This window comes from Mycolicibacterium wolinskyi (assembly GCF_002101965.1).
GTDB lineage: Bacteria > Actinomycetota > Actinomycetes > Mycobacteriales > Mycobacteriaceae > Mycobacterium > Mycobacterium wolinskyi.
In genome coordinates this window covers 36,624-60,111 of sequence record NZ_LQQA01000023.1, presented here as the reverse complement: position 1 = coordinate 60,111, position 23,488 = coordinate 36,624, and the positions used below count along the sequence as shown (strand labels likewise).

At 67.3% G+C, this 23,488-nt stretch carries 20 protein-coding genes; 14 read left to right on the top strand and 6 right to left on the bottom strand.

Going from position 1 to position 23,488, the window contains the following annotated elements:
• The first annotated feature begins 17 nt into the window (after window positions 1–17).
• Window positions 18–554 (top strand): NUDIX domain-containing protein, encoded by a 537-nt coding sequence (locus tag AWC31_RS20180; RefSeq protein ID WP_067850775.1) that lies wholly within the window; start codon window positions 18–20, stop codon window positions 552–554.
• Window positions 555–590: 36 nt separating this feature from the next.
• On the opposite strand, the gene AWC31_RS20175 is transcribed toward AWC31_RS20180, so the two are convergent.
• Together AWC31_RS20175 and pruA are read right to left on the bottom strand one after the other, a co-directional pair.
• The gene (locus AWC31_RS20175; protein WP_085145814.1) at window positions 591–1,550 is read right to left on the bottom strand and encodes a proline dehydrogenase family protein; all 960 of its coding nucleotides are present in this window, start codon (window positions 1,548–1,550) and stop codon (window positions 591–593) included.
• A 1-nt stretch (window position 1,551) separates the two neighbouring features.
• The gene (gene pruA, locus AWC31_RS20170) at window positions 1,552–3,180 is read right to left on the bottom strand and encodes an L-glutamate gamma-semialdehyde dehydrogenase (RefSeq protein ID WP_085145813.1); all 1,629 of its coding nucleotides are present in this window, start codon (window positions 3,178–3,180) and stop codon (window positions 1,552–1,554) included.
• An 83-nt stretch (window positions 3,181–3,263) separates the two neighbouring features.
• Between pruA and AWC31_RS20165 the strand changes: the two genes are divergently transcribed.
• From AWC31_RS20165 to AWC31_RS20150, 4 genes are all read left to right on the top strand, one after another.
• Entirely contained in the window at window positions 3,264–4,841 is a 1,578-nt protein-coding gene (locus AWC31_RS20165; RefSeq protein WP_067850768.1) for a PucR family transcriptional regulator, read from the top strand.
• Window positions 4,842–4,932: 91 nt separating this feature from the next.
• Entirely contained in the window at window positions 4,933–6,417 is a 1,485-nt protein-coding gene (locus tag AWC31_RS20160; RefSeq protein WP_085145812.1) for a carotenoid oxygenase family protein, read from the top strand.
• Between the two features lie 17 nt (window positions 6,418–6,434).
• Complete coding sequence (locus AWC31_RS20155) at window positions 6,435–7,598, top strand: sensor histidine kinase (protein WP_067850764.1); 1,164 nt, start codon at window positions 6,435–6,437, stop codon at window positions 7,596–7,598.
• Window positions 7,595–8,212, top strand: coding sequence for a response regulator (locus tag AWC31_RS20150; RefSeq protein ID WP_085145811.1), 618 nt, complete (start codon window positions 7,595–7,597; stop codon window positions 8,210–8,212). The genes AWC31_RS20155 and AWC31_RS20150 overlap by 4 nt, the downstream gene beginning before the upstream one ends.
• Before the next feature lie 71 nt (window positions 8,213–8,283).
• Here AWC31_RS20150 and dapC read toward each other — a convergent pair whose 3' ends face one another.
• Both dapC and fdxA read right to left on the bottom strand, forming a co-directional pair.
• Window positions 8,284–9,381: a succinyldiaminopimelate transaminase gene (gene dapC, locus AWC31_RS20145; RefSeq protein WP_085145810.1), complete on the bottom strand. Its 1,098-nt coding sequence runs from the start codon at window positions 9,379–9,381 to the stop codon at window positions 8,284–8,286.
• Between the two features lie 26 nt (window positions 9,382–9,407).
• On the bottom strand, window positions 9,408–9,731 hold the full coding sequence (gene fdxA, locus AWC31_RS20140) for a ferredoxin (RefSeq protein WP_067850758.1): 324 nt from the start codon (window positions 9,729–9,731) through the stop codon (window positions 9,408–9,410).
• A gap of 259 nt (window positions 9,732–9,990) precedes the next feature.
• Between fdxA and AWC31_RS20135 the strand changes: the two genes are divergently transcribed.
• Both AWC31_RS20135 and AWC31_RS20130 read left to right on the top strand, forming a co-directional pair.
• Complete coding sequence (locus AWC31_RS20135; RefSeq protein ID WP_067850756.1) at window positions 9,991–10,548, top strand: PadR family transcriptional regulator; 558 nt, start codon at window positions 9,991–9,993, stop codon at window positions 10,546–10,548.
• Window positions 10,545–12,554: an NADPH-dependent 2,4-dienoyl-CoA reductase gene (locus AWC31_RS20130; RefSeq protein WP_085145809.1), complete on the top strand. Its 2,010-nt coding sequence runs from the start codon at window positions 10,545–10,547 to the stop codon at window positions 12,552–12,554. Before AWC31_RS20135 ends, AWC31_RS20130 begins: the two co-directional genes overlap by 4 nt.
• Window positions 12,555–12,656: 102 nt before the next feature.
• Here the strand turns inward: AWC31_RS20130 and AWC31_RS20125 are convergent, their stop codons facing one another.
• Window positions 12,657–13,205 (bottom strand): YceI family protein, encoded by a 549-nt coding sequence (locus tag AWC31_RS20125; RefSeq protein WP_067850752.1) that lies wholly within the window; start codon window positions 13,203–13,205, stop codon window positions 12,657–12,659.
• A 151-nt stretch (window positions 13,206–13,356) separates the two neighbouring features.
• On the opposite strand from AWC31_RS20125, the gene AWC31_RS20120 reads away from it, so the two are divergent.
• The 7 genes from AWC31_RS20120 (at window position 13,357) to AWC31_RS37900 (ending at window position 20,777) form a co-directional block, all read left to right on the top strand.
• Window positions 13,357–14,895 carry a rhodanese-like domain-containing protein gene (locus AWC31_RS20120; RefSeq protein ID WP_234816927.1) on the top strand — a complete coding sequence of 513 codons (1,539 nt, stop codon included), beginning with the start codon at window positions 13,357–13,359 and terminating at the stop codon, window positions 14,893–14,895.
• Window positions 14,892–15,761 (top strand): ABC transporter permease, encoded by an 870-nt coding sequence (locus tag AWC31_RS20115; RefSeq protein WP_085145807.1) that lies wholly within the window; start codon window positions 14,892–14,894, stop codon window positions 15,759–15,761. Before AWC31_RS20120 ends, AWC31_RS20115 begins: the two co-directional genes overlap by 4 nt.
• Window positions 15,748–16,464: an ABC transporter ATP-binding protein gene (locus AWC31_RS20110; RefSeq protein ID WP_085145806.1), complete on the top strand. Its 717-nt coding sequence runs from the start codon at window positions 15,748–15,750 to the stop codon at window positions 16,462–16,464. Before AWC31_RS20115 ends, AWC31_RS20110 begins: the two co-directional genes overlap by 14 nt.
• Window positions 16,461–17,492 carry an ABC transporter substrate-binding protein gene (locus tag AWC31_RS20105; RefSeq protein ID WP_085145805.1) on the top strand — a complete coding sequence of 344 codons (1,032 nt, stop codon included), beginning with the start codon at window positions 16,461–16,463 and terminating at the stop codon, window positions 17,490–17,492. The genes AWC31_RS20110 and AWC31_RS20105 overlap by 4 nt, the downstream gene beginning before the upstream one ends.
• Window positions 17,493–17,494: 2 nt before the next feature.
• Window positions 17,495–18,718 carry an acyl-CoA dehydrogenase family protein gene (locus tag AWC31_RS20100; protein WP_085145804.1) on the top strand — a complete coding sequence of 408 codons (1,224 nt, stop codon included), beginning with the start codon at window positions 17,495–17,497 and terminating at the stop codon, window positions 18,716–18,718.
• A gap of 14 nt (window positions 18,719–18,732) precedes the next feature.
• Window positions 18,733–20,022 carry an LLM class flavin-dependent oxidoreductase gene (locus tag AWC31_RS20095; RefSeq protein WP_085145803.1) on the top strand — a complete coding sequence of 430 codons (1,290 nt, stop codon included), beginning with the start codon at window positions 18,733–18,735 and terminating at the stop codon, window positions 20,020–20,022.
• A 110-nt stretch (window positions 20,023–20,132) separates the two neighbouring features.
• A complete protein-coding gene (locus AWC31_RS37900) occupies window positions 20,133–20,777 on the top strand; it encodes an excalibur calcium-binding domain-containing protein (RefSeq protein WP_234816926.1) in 645 nt (214 codons plus the stop codon).
• 115 nt (window positions 20,778–20,892) lie between these two features.
• Here AWC31_RS37900 and AWC31_RS20085 read toward each other — a convergent pair whose 3' ends face one another.
• Window positions 20,893–23,472: a bifunctional FO biosynthesis protein CofGH gene (locus AWC31_RS20085; protein ID WP_085145802.1), complete on the bottom strand. Its 2,580-nt coding sequence runs from the start codon at window positions 23,470–23,472 to the stop codon at window positions 20,893–20,895.
• Between the last annotated feature and the right edge of the window lie 16 nt (window positions 23,473–23,488).

The following is a 23,488-nucleotide window of genomic DNA, read 5'->3' as shown; positions in this document are numbered from 1 at the left end:
GCCGGGATAATGGAACGATGGGAGTAATCCGGCAGGTCTCTACGCGTGAGGTGTACCGGAACAACTGGTTGACGCTGCGTGAGGACGACATCGTGCGCCCCGACGGCAGCACCGGGGTCTACGCGGTGGTGGACAAACCGACCTGTGCACTCGTGATTCCGTGTGATGGTGACCGATTTCACCTTGTCGAGCAGTTCCGGTATCCGCTGGGACTGCGGCGCTGGGAGTTCCCGCAGGGCACCGCACCCGAACAGCAGCACCTCGAACCGGCCGAACTGGCTGAGCGTGAGCTTCGCGAGGAGACGGGGCTGCGTGCGGCCAGTGTGGTGCGGCTCGGCCAACTCGACGTCGCGCCGGGTATGAGCAGCCAGCGGGGTTGGGTGTTCCTGGCGACGGGCCTCACCGAAGGCGAACACGAACGCGAACATGAAGAGCAGGACATGCACAGCGAGTGGTTCACCCGGGCCGAGGTCGAGCGCATGATTCGCGACGGCGGTATCACCGACGCGCAGAGTATCGCGGCGTGGGCGATGTTCTTACTTCACCGGAGCTGACGAGCGCACGCGGATCGTGTTCGGGGGCAGACCCTTTCAGCCGCGCTCGGCCAACGCACGCAGGAAGAACGTGAGGTTGGCCGGGCGTTCGGCGAGCCGGCGCACGAAGTAGCCGTACCACTCGTACCCGAACGGCACATACACCCGTACGTGGTTGCCCGCATCGGCCAACCGCCGCTGCTCGGCATCGCGGATGTTGTAGAGCATCTGGTATTCGAAATCGTCCACCCCACGGCCGAACTCGCGGGCCAGGCCTGGCACTGCGTCGATGATCACCGGATCGTGCGAGGCCACCATCGGATAACCGCGGCCGCCCATGAGCGTCTTCAGGCACCGCAGGTAGGAGTCGGTGACCTCGTCGCCGTCGCGGTAAGCCACCGAGGCGGGCTCGTCGTAGGCGCCCTTGCACAGGCGAATGCGGGCACCCGCGGCGGCGAACTCCTCGCAATCTGCCTGTGTGCGCTTGAGATAGGCCTGCAGAACGGTTCCCAGCCAGTCGAACTCGGTACGCAGGTCCCGCACGATCGACAGTGTGGAATCGGTCGTGGAGTGATCCTCGGCGTCGACGGTCACCCACGCGCCGACGTCGCGCGCCTTGGCGCAGATGGTGTGCGCATTCTCCAGCGCGATCTTCTCGCCGTCGCGCGGCAGTGCCTGACCGAGCGCCGACAGCTTGAGCGACACCTCCAGCGGGCGGACCGGCGTCACGGTTTCGGCCCGCCGCTGCAGTCCGTCGAGCAACGCCAGGTAGGCACGGACCGTCTGCTCGGCATCCTCGCTGCTCGTGGTGTCCTCGCCGAGGTAGTCGATCGTGACGAGGCGTCCCGAACCACGCAGCACCGCAACGGCGTCGAGAGCATCGGGGATGGTCTCGCCGGCGACGAACCGGTCCACCACCTTACGCGTCACCGGCAGCCGTTCGGCGGTCCGGCGCAGGCGCCGCGAGCGGGACGCAGCCAAGATCGCCGGTCGCGCGACGCGATCGAAGACGCCCATCTCAGGCCTCCATGTGGGGGTAGGTGTGGTTGGTCGGCGGCACGAAGGTCTCCTTGATCGACCGCGCCGAGGTCCAGCGCAACAGGTTGAGTGCCGAGCCCGCTTTGTCGTTGGTGCCGGATGCCCGCGAGCCACCGAACGGCTGTTGGCCGACGACGGCACCGGTGGGCTTGTCGTTGATGTAGAAATTGCCTGCGGCATAACGCAACCGATCCTGCGCCTGCAGGACGGCGTGGCGGTCGTCGGCGATCACCGCGCCGGTGAGCCCGTAGCGTGCCCCGGTGTCGACGACGTCGAGAATCTTGTCGTAGTCGGAGTCGGGATAGACATGGACGGCCAGGATGGGTCCGAAGTATTCGGTGCAGAACGCGTCGTCGGTGGGATCGTCGGACAACAGCACGGTAGGTCGTACGAAATATCCTTCGCTGTCGTCATATTCGCCGCCTGCCGCGATTGTGACCCCGGCCGCGCTCTTCGCCCGCTCGATTGCCTTGACGTTCTTGGCGAACGCCCGCTCGTCGATCACCGCGCCGCCGTAGTTGGTCAGGTCGGTGACATCGCCGTACGTCAGTTCCGATGTGGCCGAGAGGAAGTCGTCGCCCATCTCGTGCCACACCGACCGCGGGATGAACGCGCGTGAGGCTGCTGAGCACTTCTGGCCCTGGTAGTCGAACGCGCCGCGGATCAGCGCCGTACGCAACACATCCGGCTGCGCCGACGCGTGGGCCAGCACGAAGTCCTTGCCACCGGTCTCCCCCACGAGCCGCGGATAGGTGTGGTAGCGGTCGATGTTGGCACCGACCTCGCGCCACAGGCGCTGGAACGTCGCGGTCGAACCGGTGAAGTGGATGCCGGTGAGGCGCGGATCGGCAAGGGCAACTTCGGAAACCGCGATCCCGTCGCCGGTGAGCAGGTTGATCACACCGGGTGGCAGTCCCGCGGCCTCCAGCAGCTGCATGGTCAGGTAGGCCGCGAAGGTCTGGGTGGGAGACGGCTTCCACACGACGGTGTTGCCCATGAGCGCGGGTGCGGTGGGCAGGTTGCCGGCGATCGCGGTGAAGTTGAACGGCGTGATCGCGTAGACGAAACCCTCCAGCGGCCGGTGGTCGGTGCGGTTCCAGACGCCTGGGCTGCTGATCGGCTGCTGGGCCAGGATCTGACGGGCGAATGCGACGTTGAAACGCCAGAAGTCGATCAGCTCGCATGGCGCGTCGATCTCGGCCTGGTAAGCGGTTTTGGACTGCCCGAGCATCGTGGCCGCGGCGATCTTCTCCCGCCACGGGCCCGACAGGAGATCGGCGGCGCGCAGGAACACCGCGGCACGCTCATCGAAGGGTAGCGCGGCCCACTCGTGCTTGGCGGCGAGCGCGGCATCGATGGCCGCCGACGCGTCGGCGTGCTCGGCGTTGGTCAAGGTGCCGAGGCGAGCCGAATGACGGTGGGGCTGGACGACGTCGATGCGAGCGCCGCCGCCCATCCGGTGGTCACCGCCGATGACGTGCGGCAGGTCGATCGGTGCATCTTGGAGTTCGGACAGGGCCGCGGTGAGCCGGGTGCGCTCACCCGAGCCCGGGGCGTAGTTGTGGACCGGCTCGTTCGCCGGCAAAGGCACGTCGGTGATGGCATCCATACCCTAAGAATCCCCGACGTGATCCAGGTAACTCTTGTTCGATCGGACAACAGTATCGATGTCCGTCGGTAGAATTGGACAACATGCGGGCCACCGGTGTCAGCCTCGGCCAACTGCTGTTGGCGCTGGATGCCACGCTGGTCCAGCTCGTGCAGGCCCCGCGCGGGCTCGATCTGGCGGTGGCGTCGGCGGCGCTCATCGACTCCGACGACGTGCGGCTCGGCCTGGCGCCCGCCGCAGGATCGGCCGATCTGTTCTTCCTGCTCGGCATTCCGGAGAACGACGCGCTGAATTGGGTCGACCATCAGACCGCGCGGCGAGCGCCGGCGGCGATCTTCATCAAAGAGCCGTCACCGGCCGTGGTTGCCCGCGCGGCGGCCGCGGGCACGGCGGTGGTTGCCGTGGACCCGCGGGCGCGCTGGGAGCGCCTCTACCGGCTCGTCAACCACGTCTTCGACCATCACGGTGACCGCGCGCTGCACGATTCCGGAACCGACCTGTTCGGGCTGGCCCAGTCGATCGCCGACCGCACGCACGGCATGGTGAGCATCGAAGACGCGCAGTCGCACGTGCTGGCGTATTCGGCATCCAACGACGAGGCCGACGAACTACGGCGACTGTCGATCCTGGGCCGGGCTGGCCCGTCGGAACACCTCGCGTGGATAGCCCAGTGGGGCATCTTCGACGCGCTGCGCGCCAAGCCCGAGGTCGTGCGTGTCGCGGAGCGGCCCGAGTTGGGGTTGCGGCCGCGGTTGGCGATCGGCATCTTCCAGCCGGCCGCCGACGAGCGCCGAGCACCGGCGTTCGCCGGCACGATCTGGGTTCAGCAGGGCAGCCGCCCGCTGGCCGAGGACGCCGACGACGTCCTGCGCGGCGCGGCCGTGCTCGCCGCACGCATCATGGCCCGGTTGGCCGCCACCCCGTCGACTCACGCGCTCCGGGTGCAGGAGTTGCTCGGGCTGCGAGATGATGACGATCCCGTCGACATCGGGTTCGTCGCCCGTGAACTCGGCATTCCCGTCGACGGCCGGGCGGCGCTGATCGGCTTCGACGGCGGTTCGGCGAGCGCCCGCCTGGCCGACGTACTCTCGTTGAGCGCCAGCGCTTTTCGTCACGACGCCCAGGTGGCATCGGTTCGCACGCGGGTCTACGTACTGTTCCCCAGCACCGGAAAACCGGCCGCGGTGACCTCGTGGATCCGCGGGACCGTCGCCGCGCTACGCACCGAGCTCGGACTCGAAGTGCACGCCGTCATCGCCGCACCCGTGACCGGTCTCGCCGGTGCGGCCGCCGCCCGTGCCGAGGTGGACCGCGTGCTGGACAGCGCCGAACGCCACCCCGGTGCGATCGGCCAGGTCACGTCGCTGGCCGAGGCGCGCACCACCGTGCTGCTCGACGAAATCGTCACCGCGATCGCCGCCGACGACCGGCTGATCGATCCACGGGTGCGCGCGCTGCGAGCCGACGAACCCGTGCTCGCCGAGACCCTGCGCGCGTATCTGGACAGTTTCGGCGACATCGCCGCGGCCGCGCAGTGGCTGCACGTTCACCCCAACACCGTCCGCTATCGGGTCCGCCGCCTCGAGCAGCTGTTGGGCACGCCGTTGACCGATCCCGATGTGCGGCTGCTACTTTCGCTGAGCTTGCGGGCGACGGCGTGAGACCCGCCGAACCCTGTCAACCGTTCGACTGACACGACGATCAGCCACCAGGTCGTCGCGGTCGTCGCGCAGCGGCGCAGACGATGAACGCATGACCACGACACTGTCGGCACGAGAATCCGAGAACCTCTATCTCGCCGGTAACTACGCACCGGTCCACCAGGAAACGACTGCCCTGGACTTGGCCGTCACCGGCACGATTCCCGACTATCTCGACGGGCGTTACCTTCGCAACGGCCCCAATGCGGTGGGCGATCCCGACCCGGCGCGCTATCACCTGTTTCTCGGTGACGGGATGGTGCACGGGCTTCGGCTGCGTGACGGCAAGGCGCAGTGGTATCGCAACCGCTGGGTACGTTCGGCCGACGTGGCCCGCGCGCTCGGCGAGCGTTGGCCCGGCGGAGCGCGGCGCGCCGGTTTCGACTTCGCGGCCAACACCAACGTCATCGGGCATGCGGGTCGCACGCTGGCCCTCACCGAGGCCGGTGTCCGGCCCTACGAACTCGACGACGAGCTGGAAACCGTTGGGGGTTCGGACTTCTGCGGAACGTTGATGGCGGGTTATACCGCCCATCCCAAACGCGACCCGAAGACCGGTGAGCTGCACGCGGTGTCCTACCACCCCATGCGCGGCAACCTGGTGCAGTACACCGTCACCGATGTGGACGGCAAGGTGCGCCGGGCCGTCGACATCCCGCTGCGTGCGCAGACGATGATGCACGACTTCTCGCTGACCGAGCACTACGTCGTGCTCTACGACCTGCCGGTGGCCCTTGACTTCTCCGGTCAGATGACCACCCGGCCGGCCAAGGCCGCTGCCCGGTGGCTCAGCCGGTTCGCCGCCCGCCACGCCGCTCCCGATTTCGTGGTGCGCGCCGTCATCCGGGGCTCCGAAAACGGTGGCACCTCGGCGCTCGGCGCGTTTCCGTACCGCTGGGCCCCCGAGCGGCAGGCCCGCGTCGGTGTATTGCCCAGGGCCGGTACGGCAGCCGACATCCGGTGGTTCGAGGTGAATCCCTGCTACGTGTTCCACCCGCTGAACTCCTATGACGAATCCGGGCCGGAAGGTGAGCGGATCGTGCTCGACGTGGTGCGCCACGAGTCGGTGTTCGCCCCCGAGGAACAGTTCACCAATGCCCGCACGCTCGACCGGTGGACCGTGGACCTCACGGCCGGCACGGTTCGCGAGGAGCGGCTCGACGACACGGCCCAGGAGTTCCCCCGCGTCGACGAACGCCGCGTCGGTCTTCGGCATCGGTTCGGCTACGCCGTCGGCTATGCCCCGCAGGCACCGGGAATCACTGCGCCCGAGACGATTCTGCGCCACGACCTGGCCACCGGCGCCAGCGAACCCGTGTCGTTCGGGCCGGGGCGCGAACCGGGCGAGTTCGTTTTCGTCCCGTCAAGCCCTGATGCCGCCGAGAATGACGGCGTGCTGATGGGGTTCGTCTACGACCGCGCCTCGGACCGCAGCGATCTGGTTCTGCTCGACGGGCAGACGCTGCAGACGGTCGCCACCGTGCACATCCCGGTCCGAGTGCCACACGGCTTTCACGGCAACTGGGTGGACAGCTGAGCGCTAGCATCGGCAGGATGACGGCGCCGAAGGCCCGCGGTAGCGAGTGGCATTGGCTGTGGAAGGCCTATGTCGCGGGCCTGCTGGTCGTCGCCATGGTCGCGGTGGTCTTGCTGCAGGGCCGGTTCGGTGGCCATGTGGTGCTGGCCGTGGCTGCGCTGGCGGCGATCCTGGTGATCATCGCGGCCGTCGGCGACCAGATCATCCGCAGCGACGAGACCACTTGGCGCACAGTCCTCTTCATCGTCGTCGTGGTGGCGTTGTGGGTGCTCGCGATGTGGGCGTCGCCCGTTGCGGTCGCCGCGATACCCGCGCTGTACCCGCTGTTCTTCGCGACGCTGCCGCTCGCGGCCGCGCTCGCCGTCACCACCGTCGTGAATCTGGTCCCGTTGTCACTGACGCTGCTCGGTGACATCCGCTCCCCCAATCTCCCACTGGCCATTGCGATCACCGCCATCGGCGTGGTGAGCGCACCGGTCATCGGCACGGTGATCATGACCTCGATGAAGCAGCGCAGGATGCTCGCGGACGTGGTGTCCGAACTCGCCGCGAGCCGTGCCGAATCCGCACGGTTGTCCCGGCTGGCCGGCGCCGCCGCCGAACGCGAGCGCCTGTCCCGCGAGATCCACGACACGCTCGCACAAGGGTTCACCAGCATCGTCGCGCTCGCACAGGCCGTGCAGGTCGAGCTGGAAACCGATCGTGCCGCCGCCGTCGACCACGTCGAACTCATCGAGTCCACGGCCCGCGAGAACCTCGCCGAGGCCCGGATCATGGTCGCCGACCTCACGCCGGCCGCCCTCGGTGACGACTCGCTGCCCGCTGCGATCCGCAGGCAATGCCGGCGGCTGACCGCCGAAACCGGCATACCGGTGACGGTGCACGTCGACGAGCAGCTGCCCGCGCTCGGCATGGCCACCGACGTCGTCCTGCTGCGGGCCGCACAGGAGGCACTGGCCAACATCCGTCAGCACGCCCACGCCAGCGCGGTCGAGGTGACGCTGCGTGCCGAGGCCGATTCGGTGCGGTTGACGTTGTCGGACAACGGGATCGGGCTTCCCCACGACCACCAGGACGGTTTCGGATTGCAGGGCATCCGCGCGCGCGTCGGCCAGGCGGGCGGCACGGTGGATGTGTCATCGCATGCCGGCGTGCGCATCGACATCGAGGTTCCGGCATGACGACCACAGTGCTACTGGTCGACGATCATCCGGTGGTCCGGGAAGGGCTGCGCGGCATGATCGACGCCGAGGACGATCTCGAGGTCATCGGCGAGGCGGCTTCGGGCGCCGAAGCGATCACGATGGCCGAATCCCTGCGCCCGGACGTGGTTCTCATGGATCTGCGGATGCCCGGTGTCGACGGGGTCGCTGCGACCGAACGCATCCTGGCCTCCTCGGCGTCGACTCGCGTCGTCGTCCTCACCACATACGAATCCGACGCCGACATCCTGCGCGCCGTCGAGGCCGGCGCGGCAGGCTATCTGCTCAAAGACGCCTCACGCGCACAGTTGGCGGCCGCGGTGCGCGACGCCGCCGCAGGCAAGACCGTGCTGGCACCGTCGGTCGCGAGCCGACTGTTCGGCCTCATGCGCGCGCCCGCGTCGTTGTCGACGCGCGAGGTAGAGGTGCTCGCGTTGGTGGCGAAGGGCAAGACCAACGCCGACATCGGCCGCGAACTCCACATCAGCGAGGCCACGGTGAAGACCCATCTGCTGCGCGCGTTCAACAAGCTCGACGTCTCCGACCGCACCGCGGCGGTCACGACCGCGATGTCGCTCGGGCTCCTGCCGTAATTCGCCGGCGAGCAGACGCCGCGGTACCCCGGAAAGCGCCTTCCAGGGTGCTTTCGCGTCTGCTCGGCGGGTCAGGTGAGGCGCTCCACCGCGGCGGCGACGCGCTCGTCGGTGGCCGTCAGCGCAACCCGCACGTACTGCGCACCGGCCGGTCCGTAGAACTCGCCGGGTGCCACGAGGATGCCCCGCTCGGCCAGCCACTTGACGGTGTCACGGCACGGCTCGCCGCGCGTGGCCCACAGATACAACCCCGCCTCGGAGTGCTCGACGGTGAAACCGGCCGCACGGAAGGCGGGCAACAGCACGTCGCGGCGATGCGCGTACCGCTCGCGCTGCACCACTTCGTGGTCGTCGTCATCCAGGGCGGCGATCATGGCCACCTGCACCGGCGTCGGGACCATCATCCCGGCGTGCTTACGGACCGCTAGCAGCTCGGCCACCACGGCCGGGTCACCCGCGACGAACCCGGCACGGTAGCCGGCCAGCGAGGACGTCTTCGACAGTGAGTGAATGGCCAGCAGCCCGGTATGGTCCCCGTCGCAGACCGACGGATGCAGCACGCTGAGCGGGTCGGCGTCCCAGCTCAACCCCAGATAGCACTCGTCCGAGGCGACCAGCACGCCGCGCTGCCGCGCCCACGACACCACTTTGCGCAGGTGATCGACACCCAGCACCCGGCCGGTCGGATTGCTCGGCGAGTTCAGATAGATCAGGGCAGGCACTTGAGGGCCGAGTTGCGTCAGCGAGTCGGCACGCAGGATCTGTGTCCCGGCCAGAAGCGCACCGACCTCGTAGGTCGGGTAGGCGAGCTCGGGCACCACGACGAGATCGTCCGGGCCGAGGCCGAGCAGGGTCGGCAGCCAGGCGATGAGCTCCTTGGTACCGATCACCGGCAGCACGGCATCCGGCGCGAGCCCCGTGATGCCGTAGCGGCGCCGCAAGGCCTTCTCCATGGCCTCGCGCAGCGCCGGCGTGCCCGCGGTTGTCGGATAGCCGGGTGCGGCACTCCCGGCGGCCAGGGCACGCTGGACGACCGGGGCTACATCGTCGACGGGAGTGCCTACCGAAAGGTCGACGATGCCGTCCGGGTGCGAGCGTGCCAGTGCGGTGACGTCGGCCAGGGTGTCCCACGGGAACTCCGGCAGTATCGCTGAACGGCGCTGGCGCACGGGCTCGAGGTCAGTCGCGACCGTGATCAGTCCTCACCCTGAGGCGGGAGGTCCTTGATGGCCTGCGGATCGTTGTCCGTCTGGCCGACCTTGGAGGCGCCGCCCGGCGAGCCGAGTTCGGAGAAGAAATCAGCGTTGCTCTGCGCGTAGCTGCTCCACTGGTCCGGCACATCGTCTTCGTAGTAGATGGCCTCGACCGGGCAGACCGGCTCACATGCACCGCAGTCCACGCACTCGTCGGGGTGGATGTACAGCATGCGTGCACCCTCGTAGATGCAGTCGACGGGGCATTCCTCGATGCATGCCTTGTCTTTGACGTCGACGCAGGGTTCGGCAATGACGTACGTCACTGATGTCTCTCCTGTCCAGTGGGCTGCTGGTCGGGTACGTGTGGGTCAGGACTCGTGAGTCCGTCGCGACAGTATGCGTTGCCCATACTTGGACGCGCGTCTCAGTGTGCCCTAACTTCACGCGCCGCCCAGTTAAGGGTGGCGCGTGGTTACTGATACTAAACGTTGCAGATACACCTCGCCTAGTAGCCACACGCTATGCACTTGGCTGCAGTGCAACTTGTTGCATAGGACCTCCGGTACCGCCTACTCTGCGGGCATGGCACTGCCGCACGCCATCCTGGTGTCGCTCTGTGAACAGGCCGGCTCGGGTTACGAACTCGCCCACCGGTTCGATCGTTCGATCGGTTACTTCTGGGCGGCCTCGCACCAGCAGATCTACCGCACCCTGCGGGCCATGGAGAACGACGGCTGGGTGCACGTCACGCCCGTCGTTCAACGCGGGCGCCCGGACAAGAAGGTCTACACGGTGTCCGACGCCGGCCGGGCCGAACTGGCGCGCTGGATCGCCGAACCCCTGAGCGGCCGGGGCGGTTCGGTAGCCGACAACCGCACGCGCGATCTGGCCGTGAAAGTACGTGCGGCCGCCTACGGGGACGTCGACGCATTGCGTTCGCAAGTCGACGCGCTGCGCGCCGAACGCGCTGCCCTGCTGGACACCTACCGGGGATACGAGAAGCGGCAGTTCCCCGATCCGGCGGGGCTCAGCGGCAGCGCATTACATCAGTACTTGGTGCTACGCGGCGGGATCCGGGCCGAGGAGAGCGCCATCGACTGGCTTTCCGAAGTTTCAGCCGCATTGAGGGAGTCTCGATGAGCTATCCAAACCTGTTGTCGCCGTTGGATCTCGGCTTCACCACGCTGCGCAATCGGGTGGTGATGGGCTCGATGCACACCGGCCTGGAGGATCGGGCACACGACACCGGCAAGCTCGCGGAGTACTTCGCCGAGCGGGCCCGCGGCGGGGTCGGCCTGATCGTGACCGGCGGGTACGCGCCCAACAAGACAGGTTGGCTGCTGCCGTTCGCCTCACAGCTCGTTTCCTCGACCGAGGCCAGGCGTCATCGCAAGATCACGTCCGCCGTCCACGACGCGGACGGCAAGATCCTGCTGCAGATCCTGCACGCCGGACGTTATGCCTACCATCCGTTTTCGGTGAGCGCGTCGGCGATCAACGCGCCGATCAATCCGTTCCGGCCGCGCGCGCTGCGTGACGTCGACGGCACCATAGACGACTTCGTCAGGTGCGCACTGCTGGCCCGCGAAGCCGGGTACGACGGCGTCGAAATCATGGGCAGCGAAGGATATCTGCTCAACCAGTTCCTGGCTCCCCGCACCAACAAGCGCACCGACAAGTGGGGCGGCTCACCGGCCAATCGACGCCGGTTCCCCGTCGAGATCGTGCGCCGCGTTCGGGAAGCCGTCGGGACCGACTTCATCATCTGCTATCGCATGTCGATGGCCGACTACGTCGAGGACGGCCAGACGTGGGACGAAATCGTGGCGCTGGCAACCGAAGTGGAGGCGGCCGGGACGACGATCATCAACTCGGGGTTCGGCTGGCACGAGGCCCGGGTGCCGACGATCGTCACGTCGGTGCCCAACAGCGCATTCGTCGACATCAGCAGTGCGCTCGCCGAGCACGTCCAGGTTCCGGTGGTGGCGTCCAACCGCATCAACATGCCCCAGACGGCCGAACAGATCCTCGCCGATACCCACGTGCAATTGATCTCGATGGCGCGGCCGTTGCTGAGCGATCCGGACTGGGTTCGCAAGGCCGCCGCCGACCATGCCGACGAGATCAACACGTGCATCGCCTGCAATCAGGCGTGCCTGGATCATGCCTTCGTGCACAAGAAGGTCTCGTGTCTGCTGAACCCGCGGGCCGGTCGTGAGACGTCGTTGGTCTTGGGTCCGACGCGCCATGCCCGATCGGTGGCCGTCGTCGGCGCCGGCCCCGCCGGGCTGGCCACCGCGGTGAGCGCCGCCCAACGTGGCCACCGGGTGACGTTGTTCGAGGCCGGGTCCACCATCGGCGGTCAATTCGATTTGGCGAGAAGGATTCCCGGCAAGGAAGAGTTCGACCAGACGATCCGCTACTACACCACGATGCTGCGCAAGCACGGTGTGGACGTGCGGCTCGGCGTGCGCGCCGGCGTCGATGAGCTTGCGGGATTCGACGACGTGGTGCTCGCCACCGGCGTCACACCGCGGATGCCCGACATACCCGGAATCGATCATCCGAAGGTGCTGACCTATGCCGAGGCCATCATGGGCGCTCCGGTGGGCCGGTCGGTGGCCGTCATCGGCGCCGGCGGAATCGGCTTCGACGTCAGCGAATTCCTGACGACCGATCAATCCCCCACGTTGAACCTCAAGGAATGGAAAGCCGAGTGGGGTGCGGCCGATCCGCAAGAGGCCCGCGGCGCGCTCGTGACGCCACTGCCCGCCCCGGCCGTCCGTGAGGTGTACCTGCTGCAGCGCACCAAAGGTCCGCAGGGGCGCAAGCTTGGCAAGACGAGCGGCTGGGTGCACCGCGCATCATTGAAAGCCAAAGGCGTGCATCAGCTTTCCGGCGTCAACTACGAACGCATCGACGACGACGGTCTGCACATCAGCTTCGGGCCCGATCGCGTCGACGCCCGAGTGCTGCCCGTCGACAACGTCGTGATCTGCGCCGGGCAGGAGTCGGTGCGCGATCTCGAAGAAGGCTTACGCGGGCAAGGCATCTCACCACATGTCATCGGCGGGGCCGCACTGGCCGCCGAGCTCGACGCCAAACGGGCCATTCGCCAGGGCACCGAGTTGGCCGCTCGGCTCTAGGCTTTGGGCTGGCTCTAGGCCGCTCAAGGCCGCTCAAGGCCGCGTATGTCACGCTGGAGTGGCACTCGAGGCCGGGCGCCACTCCAGCGTGACAATGACGGCTCAGGCCTGCTTGAGAGCCTCGATCTCGAGGGTGATGGTGACCTTGTCGCCGACGACGGCGCCACCGGTCTCCAGCGGCATGTCGATGTCGATGCCGAAATCCTTGCGGTTGAGCACAACCGATGCCTCGAAGCCGGCGACCGCGCCGTGGCCCATGCCGGGGTTGACGCCGTTGAATTCGAGATCCAGGCTGACGGGCTTGGTGACGCCCTTGAGCGTGAATTCACCGTCGAGGACGTAGTTGTCGCCCTTCGCGGTGACCGAGGTGGATTTGAATGTCGCGACCGGGAACTGGTCGGCGCCGAAGTAGTCGGCGGACTTGAGGTGGGCGTCGCGCTGCTCGTTGCCGGTGTTGATGGAGTCCACGGCGATCTCGGCGGTCACCGACGGGGTGCCGTCCTCTGCGACCGTGATGGCTCCGCTGAACGTGTCGAACTTGCCCCGGACCTTGCTCACCACGAGGTGGCGGACCGAAAAGCTGATCGACGAGTGCACCGGATCGATCGCCCAGGTGCCTGCGCTCAGGTCGGTGGCTACTGCAACGGTCATGACGTCTCCTTGTCTTCGAGGGCCGGCCCGTCCGGCGCCTTCACGACAGAGTAACCGGACCACGGTCCGAATTCATTCCCGGATTTCGGGTTCAAATCGGGCTGACTACAACCGTCGCCCGGCCCGCGGGTGCGGAGCATTGTTGGCCGACGTGCCCATAACCGCCCATCACCTGCTGGATCTCCTCGCCAAGCGCGACCGTGAGATCGCCATCCTGGACCTGCGGACGCCCCTCGACCGCAGCAATGGCCATATCGCCATCAGCGCAGGCCTCCCTTTCCACGACCTCGAGCAGCACATCACTGCGCTCGTCCCACGTCCAGACACGCTGATCGTGCTCGCCGGGCGGCCCGAGGTGGACGAGCGCGGCGCCGAACTCCTCAAGCGGCTCGGCTACCGCAATGTCGAGGTTCTGGAGAACGGTGTCGACGGCTGGAAGAGCGCAGGCGGCCGGATCTACACCGGCACGAATGTCCGCAGCAAGACGCTCGGCGAGTGGATCGAGCGCAAGTACGCGACACCCACGATCGACAGCGACACCCTGCAACAGTGGCGGCAGGCCGGCGAAGACGTCATCGTCCTCGACAGCCGTCCGGCCACCGAGTATCTCCACCACCACATCCCCGGCGGCTACAACACGGGCGGCGGAGCCGAGATCGCTTACCGCGGCACGCAACTGGTGAACAATCCGCAGACCAAGGTGGTGATCAACTGCGCCGGCCGCACCCGCGGCATCGTCGGTGCCCAATCGCTGATCAACACCGGGATTCCCAATCCGGTGTTCTCGCTGCACAATGGCACCCCGGCGTGGGAGAAGTCCGGTCGCGCGCTGGCGTTCGGCGCGGAATCCGACATCCCCGCTCCGGAATCGGTGACCCCGCGGCTCGCCCAGTGGGCGGCCGACACCTTGGCGAAGGCCGGCGCCGAAGTTCTCACCGTCGCCGAGGTCGCCCACCACCTCGACGACTCCACGGCCACCACCTATCTGCTCGACGTGCGCACGCCGGGCGAGTTCGCCGATCAGCACTTCACCGCGGCCGTCTCGGCACCCGGCGGGCAGCTTGTACAGGGCACCGACGAGTTCATCGCGGTCCGGGGCGCACGAGTGGTTCTGGTCGACACCCCGGATTTCGTACGTGCCGCCAACACCGCGCAGTGGCTGCGGTTCCTGCACGACGGGCCGCTCGCGGTCGTCGCCTACACGCCCGATGAAGATGTGCTGCCCGCCAACCGTTTCCAGATACCGCTGCCCGACGTCGCCCGGATCTCGTGGAGCGACGTGCAGCAACAACCGGTCCGGCTCGTGGATCTGCGCGATTCGACGCGGTACGACGCCGGCCACCTGCCCGGGTCGATCCACGCCCGCCGCGAGCACCTCGACGACCTCATCGCCGACGCCGACGGCGCGCGCGTCGTGCTGGTCGGAGACGCCGACTACGCCGCCGAACATGTCGCGGCGACGCTGCCGTCGGCGGTCTCGGTCCTCGAAGGCGGCATCGAGGCGGCAGCCCATGCGCTGACCACCGCGGATCCCGAGTATGCCGGCGCGATCGTCGACCGCACGGGCCCACCGGATTTCGGCCCCGAACGGGCTCCCTGGTACGAGGCCTATTTCGCATGGGAGCTGTCGCTGCTGCGTGATTCGGACGGCGATCCGTTCTTCGACTTCGACAGCGTCGACGACCGATGACGGCCACCGTCGCCGCGCCACAGGGCACCGCATCGCCCGACGCGCCGGCCATCGTCGAACGCGACTACCGGCCGTCCGCCGCATCGGGCCGGCCCCGCCGGTCGGTCACCCGGACGCTCGGTGTGCGCTTCATCGTGCCGATCCTGCTGCTCGTCGCCTGGCAGCTGGTGTCCGGGCAGGGCTGGCTGAGCCCGACCGTTCTGCCCGGGCCCCTGACGATCCTGGAGAGCTACGGCGAGCTGTGGTCGACCGGCGATCTTCAAGCCGCGCTTCCCATCTCGTTACAACGAGCAGGGCTCGGGCTGCTGATCGGCGGACTCACCGGGCTGATCCTCGGTGTCGCGGCAGGATTGTGGTCGGTCGCCGAGCGTGTGTATGACGCACCGCTGCAGATGCTGCGCACCATCCCGTTCATCGCGATGGTGCCGTTGTTCGTCGTGTGGTTCGGCATCGGCGAGGAATCGAAAGTCGCCCTGATCGTCGGGGCGTCGATCTTTCCGGTGTACCTGAACACCTATCACGGCATCCGCGGCATCGACCGCCGCCTTCTGGAGGTCGCCCAGACCTTCGAACTCAGCCGTACCGAAGCCATCCGCCTCATCGTCGTCCCGCTCGCCATGCCGGGGATCCTGGTCGGATGGCGATATGCCGCGGGTACCGCGCTGCTGGCGTTGGTCGCCGCCGAGCAGATCAACACAACATCGGGCATCGGCTACATCCTCAACACCGCCAACCAGTTTCAGCGCACCGACATCATTCTGGCCGGAATCCTGGTGTACGCGGCGCTCGGCATCGTCGTCGACGTCATCATGCGGTTGCTCGAGCACCTGCTGTTGCCGTGGAGGTCCACCCATGACGGCAAGTGATGTCATCGACCTGACCGGCCTGTCGAAGACCTACGGCGACCAGGTCATCCTCGACGACTTCCAATTGACCGTGCGCAAGGGCGAATTCGTGGCACTGCTGGGCCGGTCCGGCACCGGCAAGACGACGCTGTTGCGCATCCTCGCCGGGCTGGAGGACGCCACGGCCGGACATGTGAGCATCACATCCCGTACCTCGGTGGTCTTTCAGGAACCTCGGCTCATCCAGGCACAACGCGTGTGGAGGAACGTCGCGCTCAGCACGTCGAGACGCGGTGACAACTACCGGCGTGCACTCGCAGCGCTCGACGAGGTCGGGCTCGCCGACAAGGCACAGTCGTGGCCCAAGAACCTCTCCGGCGGCGAAGCCCAGCGCGTCGGTCTCGCGCGTGCGCTGGTTCGCTCACCCGAATTGCTGTTGCTGGACGAACCTTTCGGAGCGCTCGATGCATTCACACGGCGGACCGCCCAGGATCTGGTCACCACGCTGTGGCAGGAGCATCAGGTCGGCGTGTTGCTGGTGACCCATGACATCGAGGAAGCAGTACTCCTGGCAGACCGGATCGTCGTGCTCGGGAAGGGGCTCGTCCAGGCTGACCTGGCCGTTGACCTGCCCCGCCCGCGCGACGTCACCTCCCCCGCCTTCAACGCCATCAAACGCCAGGTGCTCGACAGCCTCGGCACGAACGTGAAAGAACCCCTATGACCCGAATACTGGCCCCGCTGACCGTTCTCGCGCTTGTCATTGCGGTGCTCACCGGCTGCTCGTCCGGCGACGACGGCGGCCGGACGAAACTGGTGATCGCCTACCAGGACAACGGCATACCCGCGCTGGTGAAGGAATCGGGTGTGCTCGACGGCGCGCCGTACGACGTCGAGTGGGCGATCCTCGCGGGACCCGCCGCCAACCTGTCGGCCTTGTACGGCAAAACCATCGACGTCGGCCACATGGGCGATACGTCGCTGACCATCGAGCAGGCTAACGCGGTGCAGGACTGGACCGAGCACACCGTGCCGCTCAAGATCGTCGCAGGCTGGCGCAACGGCTTCGACCCCCGCTACACGCCGCTGGTGACAGCGGTGCGCGCAAACTCAGGCATCAACAACCTGGCCGACCTTCGCGGCCACACCTGGGCCTACAACTTCGGTGGTTACAACCACGCCCAGTACCTGGTGTCGCTGTCGCGTGCGAAACTCACCGAATCCGACATCAAGCCAGTCAAATTCAACGACGGCAACGCCTCGGCCGCCGCGTTCAACTCCGGTCAGGTCGACGTGTATTCCGGCGGGCAGGCCGCGATTCTCGACTCGATCACCAAGGGCGACGCCAAGATCCTGCTGTCCGAGCGGGACACCAAGATCCCCGCGCTGAACGTGTGGACCGCGCGCACCGATGTGCTGGCCGACCCTGCCAAAGACGAGGCACTGCGCGACTTCTTCACCCGGCTGGCGGGATTCTGGACCTGGTACGACGACAACCCGGACACGGTCAAGCAGACCCTGAAATCCACGCTCAAACTCAGCGATGCGCGAACCGAATTCGAGTATCAGGTGCGCAGCGGCCCATTCCGCAAGCTTGACAGCGCGCTGGTGGCCGAAGAGCAGGCCGTGGCCGACGAACTGCACGCCGGCGGAGCGCTCAAGAAGCCGGTTGATGTGGCGATCGAATACGACCCGCGCTACAACGACGCGCAGAAGGCCCAGGGCCCACAAGCCCCGGCACCGGTGAAGTAGGTATGGTCCCGACGCATACGCCCACCAAGACCCGCACGCCCGAGGAATTCTTGGACGAGCTCAGCGGAGCCGTCGACGAGATCCGCGCAGGCGCCCACGACCGAGACCGGAATCGCCGGTACGCCGTCGACGAGATCGACCGCCTGCGCCGAATCGGGTTCTGGGCGTTGACCACCCCGGCGGAGTTCGGTGGCCTCGGGTTCGACCAGGAGGTGTTGACCCAGGCGATCATTGCGGTCGCCTCTGCCGACGGCAGTCTCGGGCAGATCCCGCAGAACCACTTCAGCACCGTCGAGCGGCTACGGTTGTCGCCGTCACCGCACCGGACGCGGTTCTTGACCACCATCGGCTCGGGCGCCTTCTTCGGCAACGCCGCCGCCGAACCTGGCGAACGCCCACCCGGCGCGTCGGAAACGACTGTGCTGCAACGCAACGGGACCTGGACGCTGTCCGGCCGCAAGGTGTACTCGACCGGTGCGCTGCTTGCCGACCTGATCACCGTGATCGCCCGCGGGGACGACGGCCAGCCGCATACCGTGGTGTTACCCCGAACCACCCCAGGTGTCGAGATCCATGACGACTGGGACAGTTTCGGGCAGCGCACCACCGGCTCGGGCACCGTCGAGTTCCACGATGTCGCGGTCGAGGCCACACAGATCCTGGCACCGCTGCCGGGCACTCGCGCCCAGTACCGGCACTCCGGCCTGAACCATGTGGTGCACGCCGCGATCGACGTCGGTCTGGCGGAGGGTGCGCTGCAGGAGGCGGTCACTCTGGCGAGAAAGGTGCACGCCGGACGGGGTGCCGAACACCGCGAGTTCCGCGACGACACGATCGGTGTCGCGGCCCTCGGCGAACTGCGGATCACCGCCTGGACCGCACGCCGTGCCGTGGAGTCAGCGGCCAGACAGTTAGCGAAACTCACTGACGCTTCCCAACTTTCGGCCGTACTCGAGGCGTTCTACGAAGTCGCGCAGGCCAAAGTCGTCGCGGCCAGGGCCGCGCTCGCCGTGACGTCGGCGTTGTTCGACATCGGCGGCGCCAGTTCCACCAAACCCGCGCTCGGCCTCGACCGGTACTGGCGCGACGCCCGAACCCACACCCTGCACGACGCGGTGCGCTGGAAGCCGTATGCGGTCGGCAAGTGGTTGATCGACGAGTCGGTGGCCGATCCGTGGACGTTGGCCCATCCGCTGCGTCCACTCGCGGCCCTCGCCGACGATTGAGCCCGGAGGAACGGATGACACGGCAGTTGCATCTCAACATCAACGTCAACAGCAGTGGGCGCCACCCGGCTTCATGGCGGGTGGCCGACGATCCGCTGGGGTTTTTGGACCTCGGCTTCTACGAGGAGATCGGTCGGCTGGCCGAGGCCGGACGACTCGACGCGGTCTTCTTCTCCGACGAGTTCGACTACGGGGCGCCGTCGGTCTCACGGCCGTGGCAGGCGCTCGACCCGATCGTCCCGCTGACAGCGGTGGCCCGGGTGACCGAGCACGTCGGGCTGGTGGCGACGGTGTCGTCGAGTTTCGAGCACCCGTACACGATCGCCCGCAAGATCGCCTCACTCGACTATGTGTCGGGCGGCCGGGCGGCGTGGAACGTCGTGACGACCCGCGCGCCGGAGTCGGCCCGGCTGTTCGGCTACGACGAACAACCCGGACACGATGAACGTTACGGCCGTGCCGAGGAATCCGTGCGTGTCGCGATCGCACTGTGGGAATCCTGGGACGCCGACGCGTTGATCGCCGATCAGGCGTCGGGCAAGTTCGCCGACGCCACGCGGATACGTCCGGTGGACTTCCGCGGCAGGTACTTTCGCGTCGACGGTGCGCTCAACGTGCCGCGGTCACCACAGGGCCGTCCGGTGTTGTTGCAGGCCGGCGGCTCGCCACAAGGAGTCGAGCTCGCAGCCCGGCACGCCGACGCGGTGTTCACGGTGCATCACACCGTGGGTGCGGCGCGCGAGTTCTATCAGACGCTGAAGTCGAAAGCCGTCGGCTACGGCCGCAAACCGGACGACATCGTGATCCTGCCGGGCTTGTTCCCGGTTCTCGGCAGCACCGAACAGGAGGCAAACGACCGCAAACAATGGCTGGATGAAGTCGTCGGCTTTGACAGTGAGCTCCAATCACTCAGCGCCATACTGGGTCTCGACGTCGGCGACCTCCGGCTCGATGCCCAGTTGCCGTGGGACAAGATCGACTCGATCGGCTCCAGCCGCGCCGGCGTCGGATTCGCTTCTGCTGTGCTCGAACTCGCCCGCGCCGAGCAGCTGACCGTTCGCCAACTGCTCCAACGCAATCCGAACGGACACCGCAGCATCGTCGGCACACCCGAACAGGTCGCCGACTCGATCGAAGAGTGGTTCACGGCCGGCGCGGCCGACGGGTTCAACCTCAACACCGACTTCTTCCCCGACGGCTTGCGGTCGATCGTCGAGCAGCTCGTTCCCGAGCTCCAGCGCCGCGGCCTCTTCCGCCGCGAATACGAGGCCACCACACTGCGCGGCAACCTCGGCTTGAGTTAGCCCTCCCCTCGCACCGCGAGCGACCGTGTTTGTACGCCGACACGCCGCGATAGCCGGCATTTTGCGGTCGCTCGGTCCGGCCGAAACCTGCACCCGACTGATGCCACTTCGTGCATGATGTGCCGACGACGGCAATTGTCGTCGAGGTCAATTTCAAGATCGGAACATCGATGCGCACCTACATCGTGGGACTGGCGTGCAGCGCAGTCGTCGTGCCTCTTCTTGCCGTGTTCACCGCGCCGACGGCTGGGGCGTACCCCAACTGCGCGGCGGCCCGAGCTGCCGGCGCCGCCCCGCTCTATGCGGGCCAACCCGGCTACAGCTCGAAGCTGGATCGCGACGGCGATGGCGTCGCATGCGAAAGCGGTGGTGGCGGTGGTGGCGGATACGCAGGCGGTGGACTGCCGCTGTACGGCGGGGCGCCGGTCGCGACAGCCCCGACCAATCAGGCGCCCGCCGCGCCGCCGATCGCCGGCGCCGGCTTCACGACCGTCGTCAACTGGACCGGCACCGACTGCATCGACATCACCGCACCGGCCGCCGACGCCGGGACCCTGCAAACCGCTTCATACTGCGGCGGGCAGGCGAGGTTGACCAGCAGCGGCAGCGGCGAGCAGATGGTCGGCGCCGACCCGGTGATGGGCGACGCCGGGACACTCGCGTGCGAGATTCTCGATGGCCGACTCGTGGATTCGGGCACCGCGGGTGACGGGCATGATGTCAACTGCCTGACGCGCGCGAGCGCACTCTCGTAGCCCGCGAGCGACCGCAAAAGGCCGCCAATTTGCGGCGTGTCGGCGTACAGACACGGTCGCTCGCGGTGCCGAAGCCCCGAGGCCCCAAGGCCCGGCCCCAAGCCCCGAAGCCGAGTTAAGCGGCCTGGGGCGAGTAGGTGGTGGTGCGTTGGCGGGCGGGGCGGCCGATGCCCTCGGCGATCGCGACGAGTTCTTCGACGGTCTTGGCTGATCCGTTCTCCGAGCCTGCCATGCGTGAGATGGTCTCTTCCATCAGCGTGCCGCCGAGGTCGTTGGCGCCGCCGCGCAACATCACCTGAGTCCGCTCGATACCAAGCTTGACCCAGCTGGTCTGGATGTGAGAGATCCTGCCGTGCAACATGATCCGCGCCAACGCATGCACGGCGCGGTTGTCACGATGCGTCGGACCCGGCCGCGCGCCACCCGCCAGATACAGCGGGGAGGACTGATGCACGAACGGCAGCGGCACGAACTCGGTGAACCCACCGGTCTGATCCTGGATCGAGCGCAGCACGTTGAGGTGGCCAACCCAATGCCGCGGCTGATCGACGTGGCCGTACATCATCGTCGACGATGACCGCAGCCCCACCTCGTGCGCCGTGGTCACCACCTCGATCCACATCGACGTCGGCAGCTTGCCCTTGGTCAGCACCCAGCGCACCTCGTCGTCGAGGATCTCGGCCGCGGTACCCGGGATGGTGTCCAGCCCGGCCTCACGCAGCGAGGTCAGCCATTCCCGGATCGACAACCCGCTGCGGGTGACACCGTTGGCGATCTCCATGGGAGAAAACGCGTGCACGTGCATCGACGGCACCCGCTCCTTGACCGCCCGCACCAGATCGGCGTACCCGGTGACCGGGAGCTCCGGATCGATGCCGCCCTGCATGCACACCTCGGTCGCGCCGGCCACATGCGCCTCCCACGCCCGGTCGGCGACCTCGTCGGTGGACAGTGAATACGCATCGGCATCGCCCTTGCGCTGCGCGAACGCGCAGAACCGGCAGCCCGTGTAGCAGATGTTGGTGAAGTTGATGTTGCGGTTGACCACGAACGTCACGTCATCGCCCACGACATCGCGCCGCAACGAATCCGCCAGCGCGGTAACGGCCTCCAGCGCCGGGCCGTCGGCTGTGGCCAGCGCCAGATACTCGTCGTCGCTGCACCCGCCCGGATCACGCTCCGCCGACCGCAACGCCGCCAACACATCGGTGTCGATGCGCTCCGGGGCCCGGGCCGCCAGCTCCGACACCTTCGCCCGAATCGACTCCCAGTCGCCGAACGCACTGTCGAGGTCGCTGCGGGTCTCGGTCAACCGGCCCTCGGAGTCGATAGCGGCATGCAGATCGATACGCCCCAACGATTCCGAGGCCTCATCGGGCTCCTGCCACGGCCGGCCCACCGGATTCACGTCGAGGGCGAACCCGGTGTCCGGATCGGCCAGCGCATCGACATGGCCCCGCACCCGCGGATCGATCCACGCCGCACCGGCCTGCACATACTGCGGCTGCGCCGTCAGCCGCTGCACCAAGTCGTAGCCGGCCTCGGCCGTCACCTCGGCGAGATCGTCGAGCGCAGGCCACGGCCGTTCGGGATTGACATGATCGGGAGTCAGCGGCGACACCCCACCCCAGTCATCGACACCCGCGCCGATCAGCGCCAGGCACTCCGCACGCGACACCAGATTCGGCGGCGCCTGAATGCGCATCTTCGGCCCCAACACCAGCCGCGTCACCGCGATCGTCGCCAAGAAGTCCTCGATACCCGCATCCGGTGCCGAGGCCATCGCAGTGTGATCCTTGGCCCGGAAGTTCTGCACGATCACTTCCTGAACGTGCCCGAACTCCTTGTGCGACTTCCGGATCGCATGCATGGTCTCGGCACGCTCGGTCAACGTCTCACCGATACCCACCAACAGACCGGTGGTGAACGGGATCGACAACCGCCCGGCGTCGTCGAGGGTGCGCAGCCGCACCGCCGGATCCTTGTCCGGGCTGCCGTAATGCGCGAGCCCCTTTGTCTCGAACAGTCGCCGTGACGTCGTCTCCAGCATCATGCCCATCGACGGGGCGACGGGCTTGAGCCGCGAGAGCTCCGACCAGCTCATCACCCCGGGATTGAGATGCGGCAACAGCCCCGTCTCCTCCAAAACCCGGATCGCCATCGCGCGCACGTAATCCAGCGTCGAGTCATAGCCACGCTCATCGAGCCACTGCCGCGCCTCTTCCCAGCGTGCCTCCGGGCGATCGCCAAGGGTGAAAAGCGCCTCCTTGCAGCCCAGTTCGGCGCCGCGACGCGCGACATCGAGAATCTCGTCGGGCTCCATGTACATGCCCATGCCCTGGCTGCGCAGCCGGCCGGGCACCGTGACAAACGTGCAGTAATGACACGTGTCGCGGCACAGATGAGTGACCGGGATGAACACCTTGCGCGAGTAACTGACCGGCAACCTGCCATTCGCGCCGAGCCGGCCCGCAGTCCTCAACCCGGCATCACGCACTCGCGCCGCACTCGCGCACAAATCAGCGAGATCCTCGCCACGGGCCGTCATCGCGATCGCGGCCTCGTCGACATTGAGGGCGACACCATCACGCGCCCGCCGCAAGACACGCCGCAGCGCGGCAGGGCTGGACACTCCGGCTTTCGGTGGAACCACGGGGCTGGGTAGATCTGCGCCGTGCTGGGGGTCTAGAGCCACTTCCGTGTAACCCCGC

Excerpts from the sequence above, each read along its gene's own strand:
- AWC31_RS20160 (WP_085145812.1), top strand. The coding sequence starts at position 4,933 with ATGACCACGACACTGTCGGCACGAGAATCCGAGAACCTCTATCTCGCC.
- AWC31_RS20155 (WP_067850764.1), top strand. The coding sequence starts at position 6,435 with ATGACGGCGCCGAAGGCCCGCGGTAGCGAGTGGCATTGGCTGTGGAAG.
- AWC31_RS20105 (WP_085145805.1), top strand. The coding sequence starts at position 16,461 with ATGACCCGAATACTGGCCCCGCTGACCGTTCTCGCGCTTGTCATTGCG.
- AWC31_RS20125 (WP_067850752.1), bottom strand. The coding sequence starts at position 13,205 with ATGACCGTTGCAGTAGCCACCGACCTGAGCGCAGGCACCTGGGCGATC.
- AWC31_RS20095 (WP_085145803.1), top strand. The coding sequence starts at position 18,733 with ATGACACGGCAGTTGCATCTCAACATCAACGTCAACAGCAGTGGGCGC.
- AWC31_RS20165 (WP_067850768.1), top strand. The coding sequence starts at position 3,264 with ATGCGGGCCACCGGTGTCAGCCTCGGCCAACTGCTGTTGGCGCTGGAT.
- AWC31_RS20115 (WP_085145807.1), top strand. The coding sequence starts at position 14,892 with ATGACGGCCACCGTCGCCGCGCCACAGGGCACCGCATCGCCCGACGCG.
- pruA (WP_085145813.1), bottom strand. The coding sequence starts at position 3,180 with ATGGATGCCATCACCGACGTGCCTTTGCCGGCGAACGAGCCGGTCCAC.
- AWC31_RS20100 (WP_085145804.1), top strand. The coding sequence starts at position 17,495 with ATGGTCCCGACGCATACGCCCACCAAGACCCGCACGCCCGAGGAATTC.
- AWC31_RS20150 (WP_085145811.1), top strand. The coding sequence starts at position 7,595 with ATGACGACCACAGTGCTACTGGTCGACGATCATCCGGTGGTCCGGGAA.
- AWC31_RS20180 (WP_067850775.1), top strand. The coding sequence starts at position 18 with ATGGGAGTAATCCGGCAGGTCTCTACGCGTGAGGTGTACCGGAACAAC.
- AWC31_RS20110 (WP_085145806.1), top strand. The coding sequence starts at position 15,748 with ATGACGGCAAGTGATGTCATCGACCTGACCGGCCTGTCGAAGACCTAC.
- AWC31_RS20135 (WP_067850756.1), top strand. The coding sequence starts at position 9,991 with ATGGCACTGCCGCACGCCATCCTGGTGTCGCTCTGTGAACAGGCCGGC.
- AWC31_RS20175 (WP_085145814.1), bottom strand. The coding sequence starts at position 1,550 with ATGGGCGTCTTCGATCGCGTCGCGCGACCGGCGATCTTGGCTGCGTCC.
- AWC31_RS20130 (WP_085145809.1), top strand. The coding sequence starts at position 10,545 with ATGAGCTATCCAAACCTGTTGTCGCCGTTGGATCTCGGCTTCACCACG.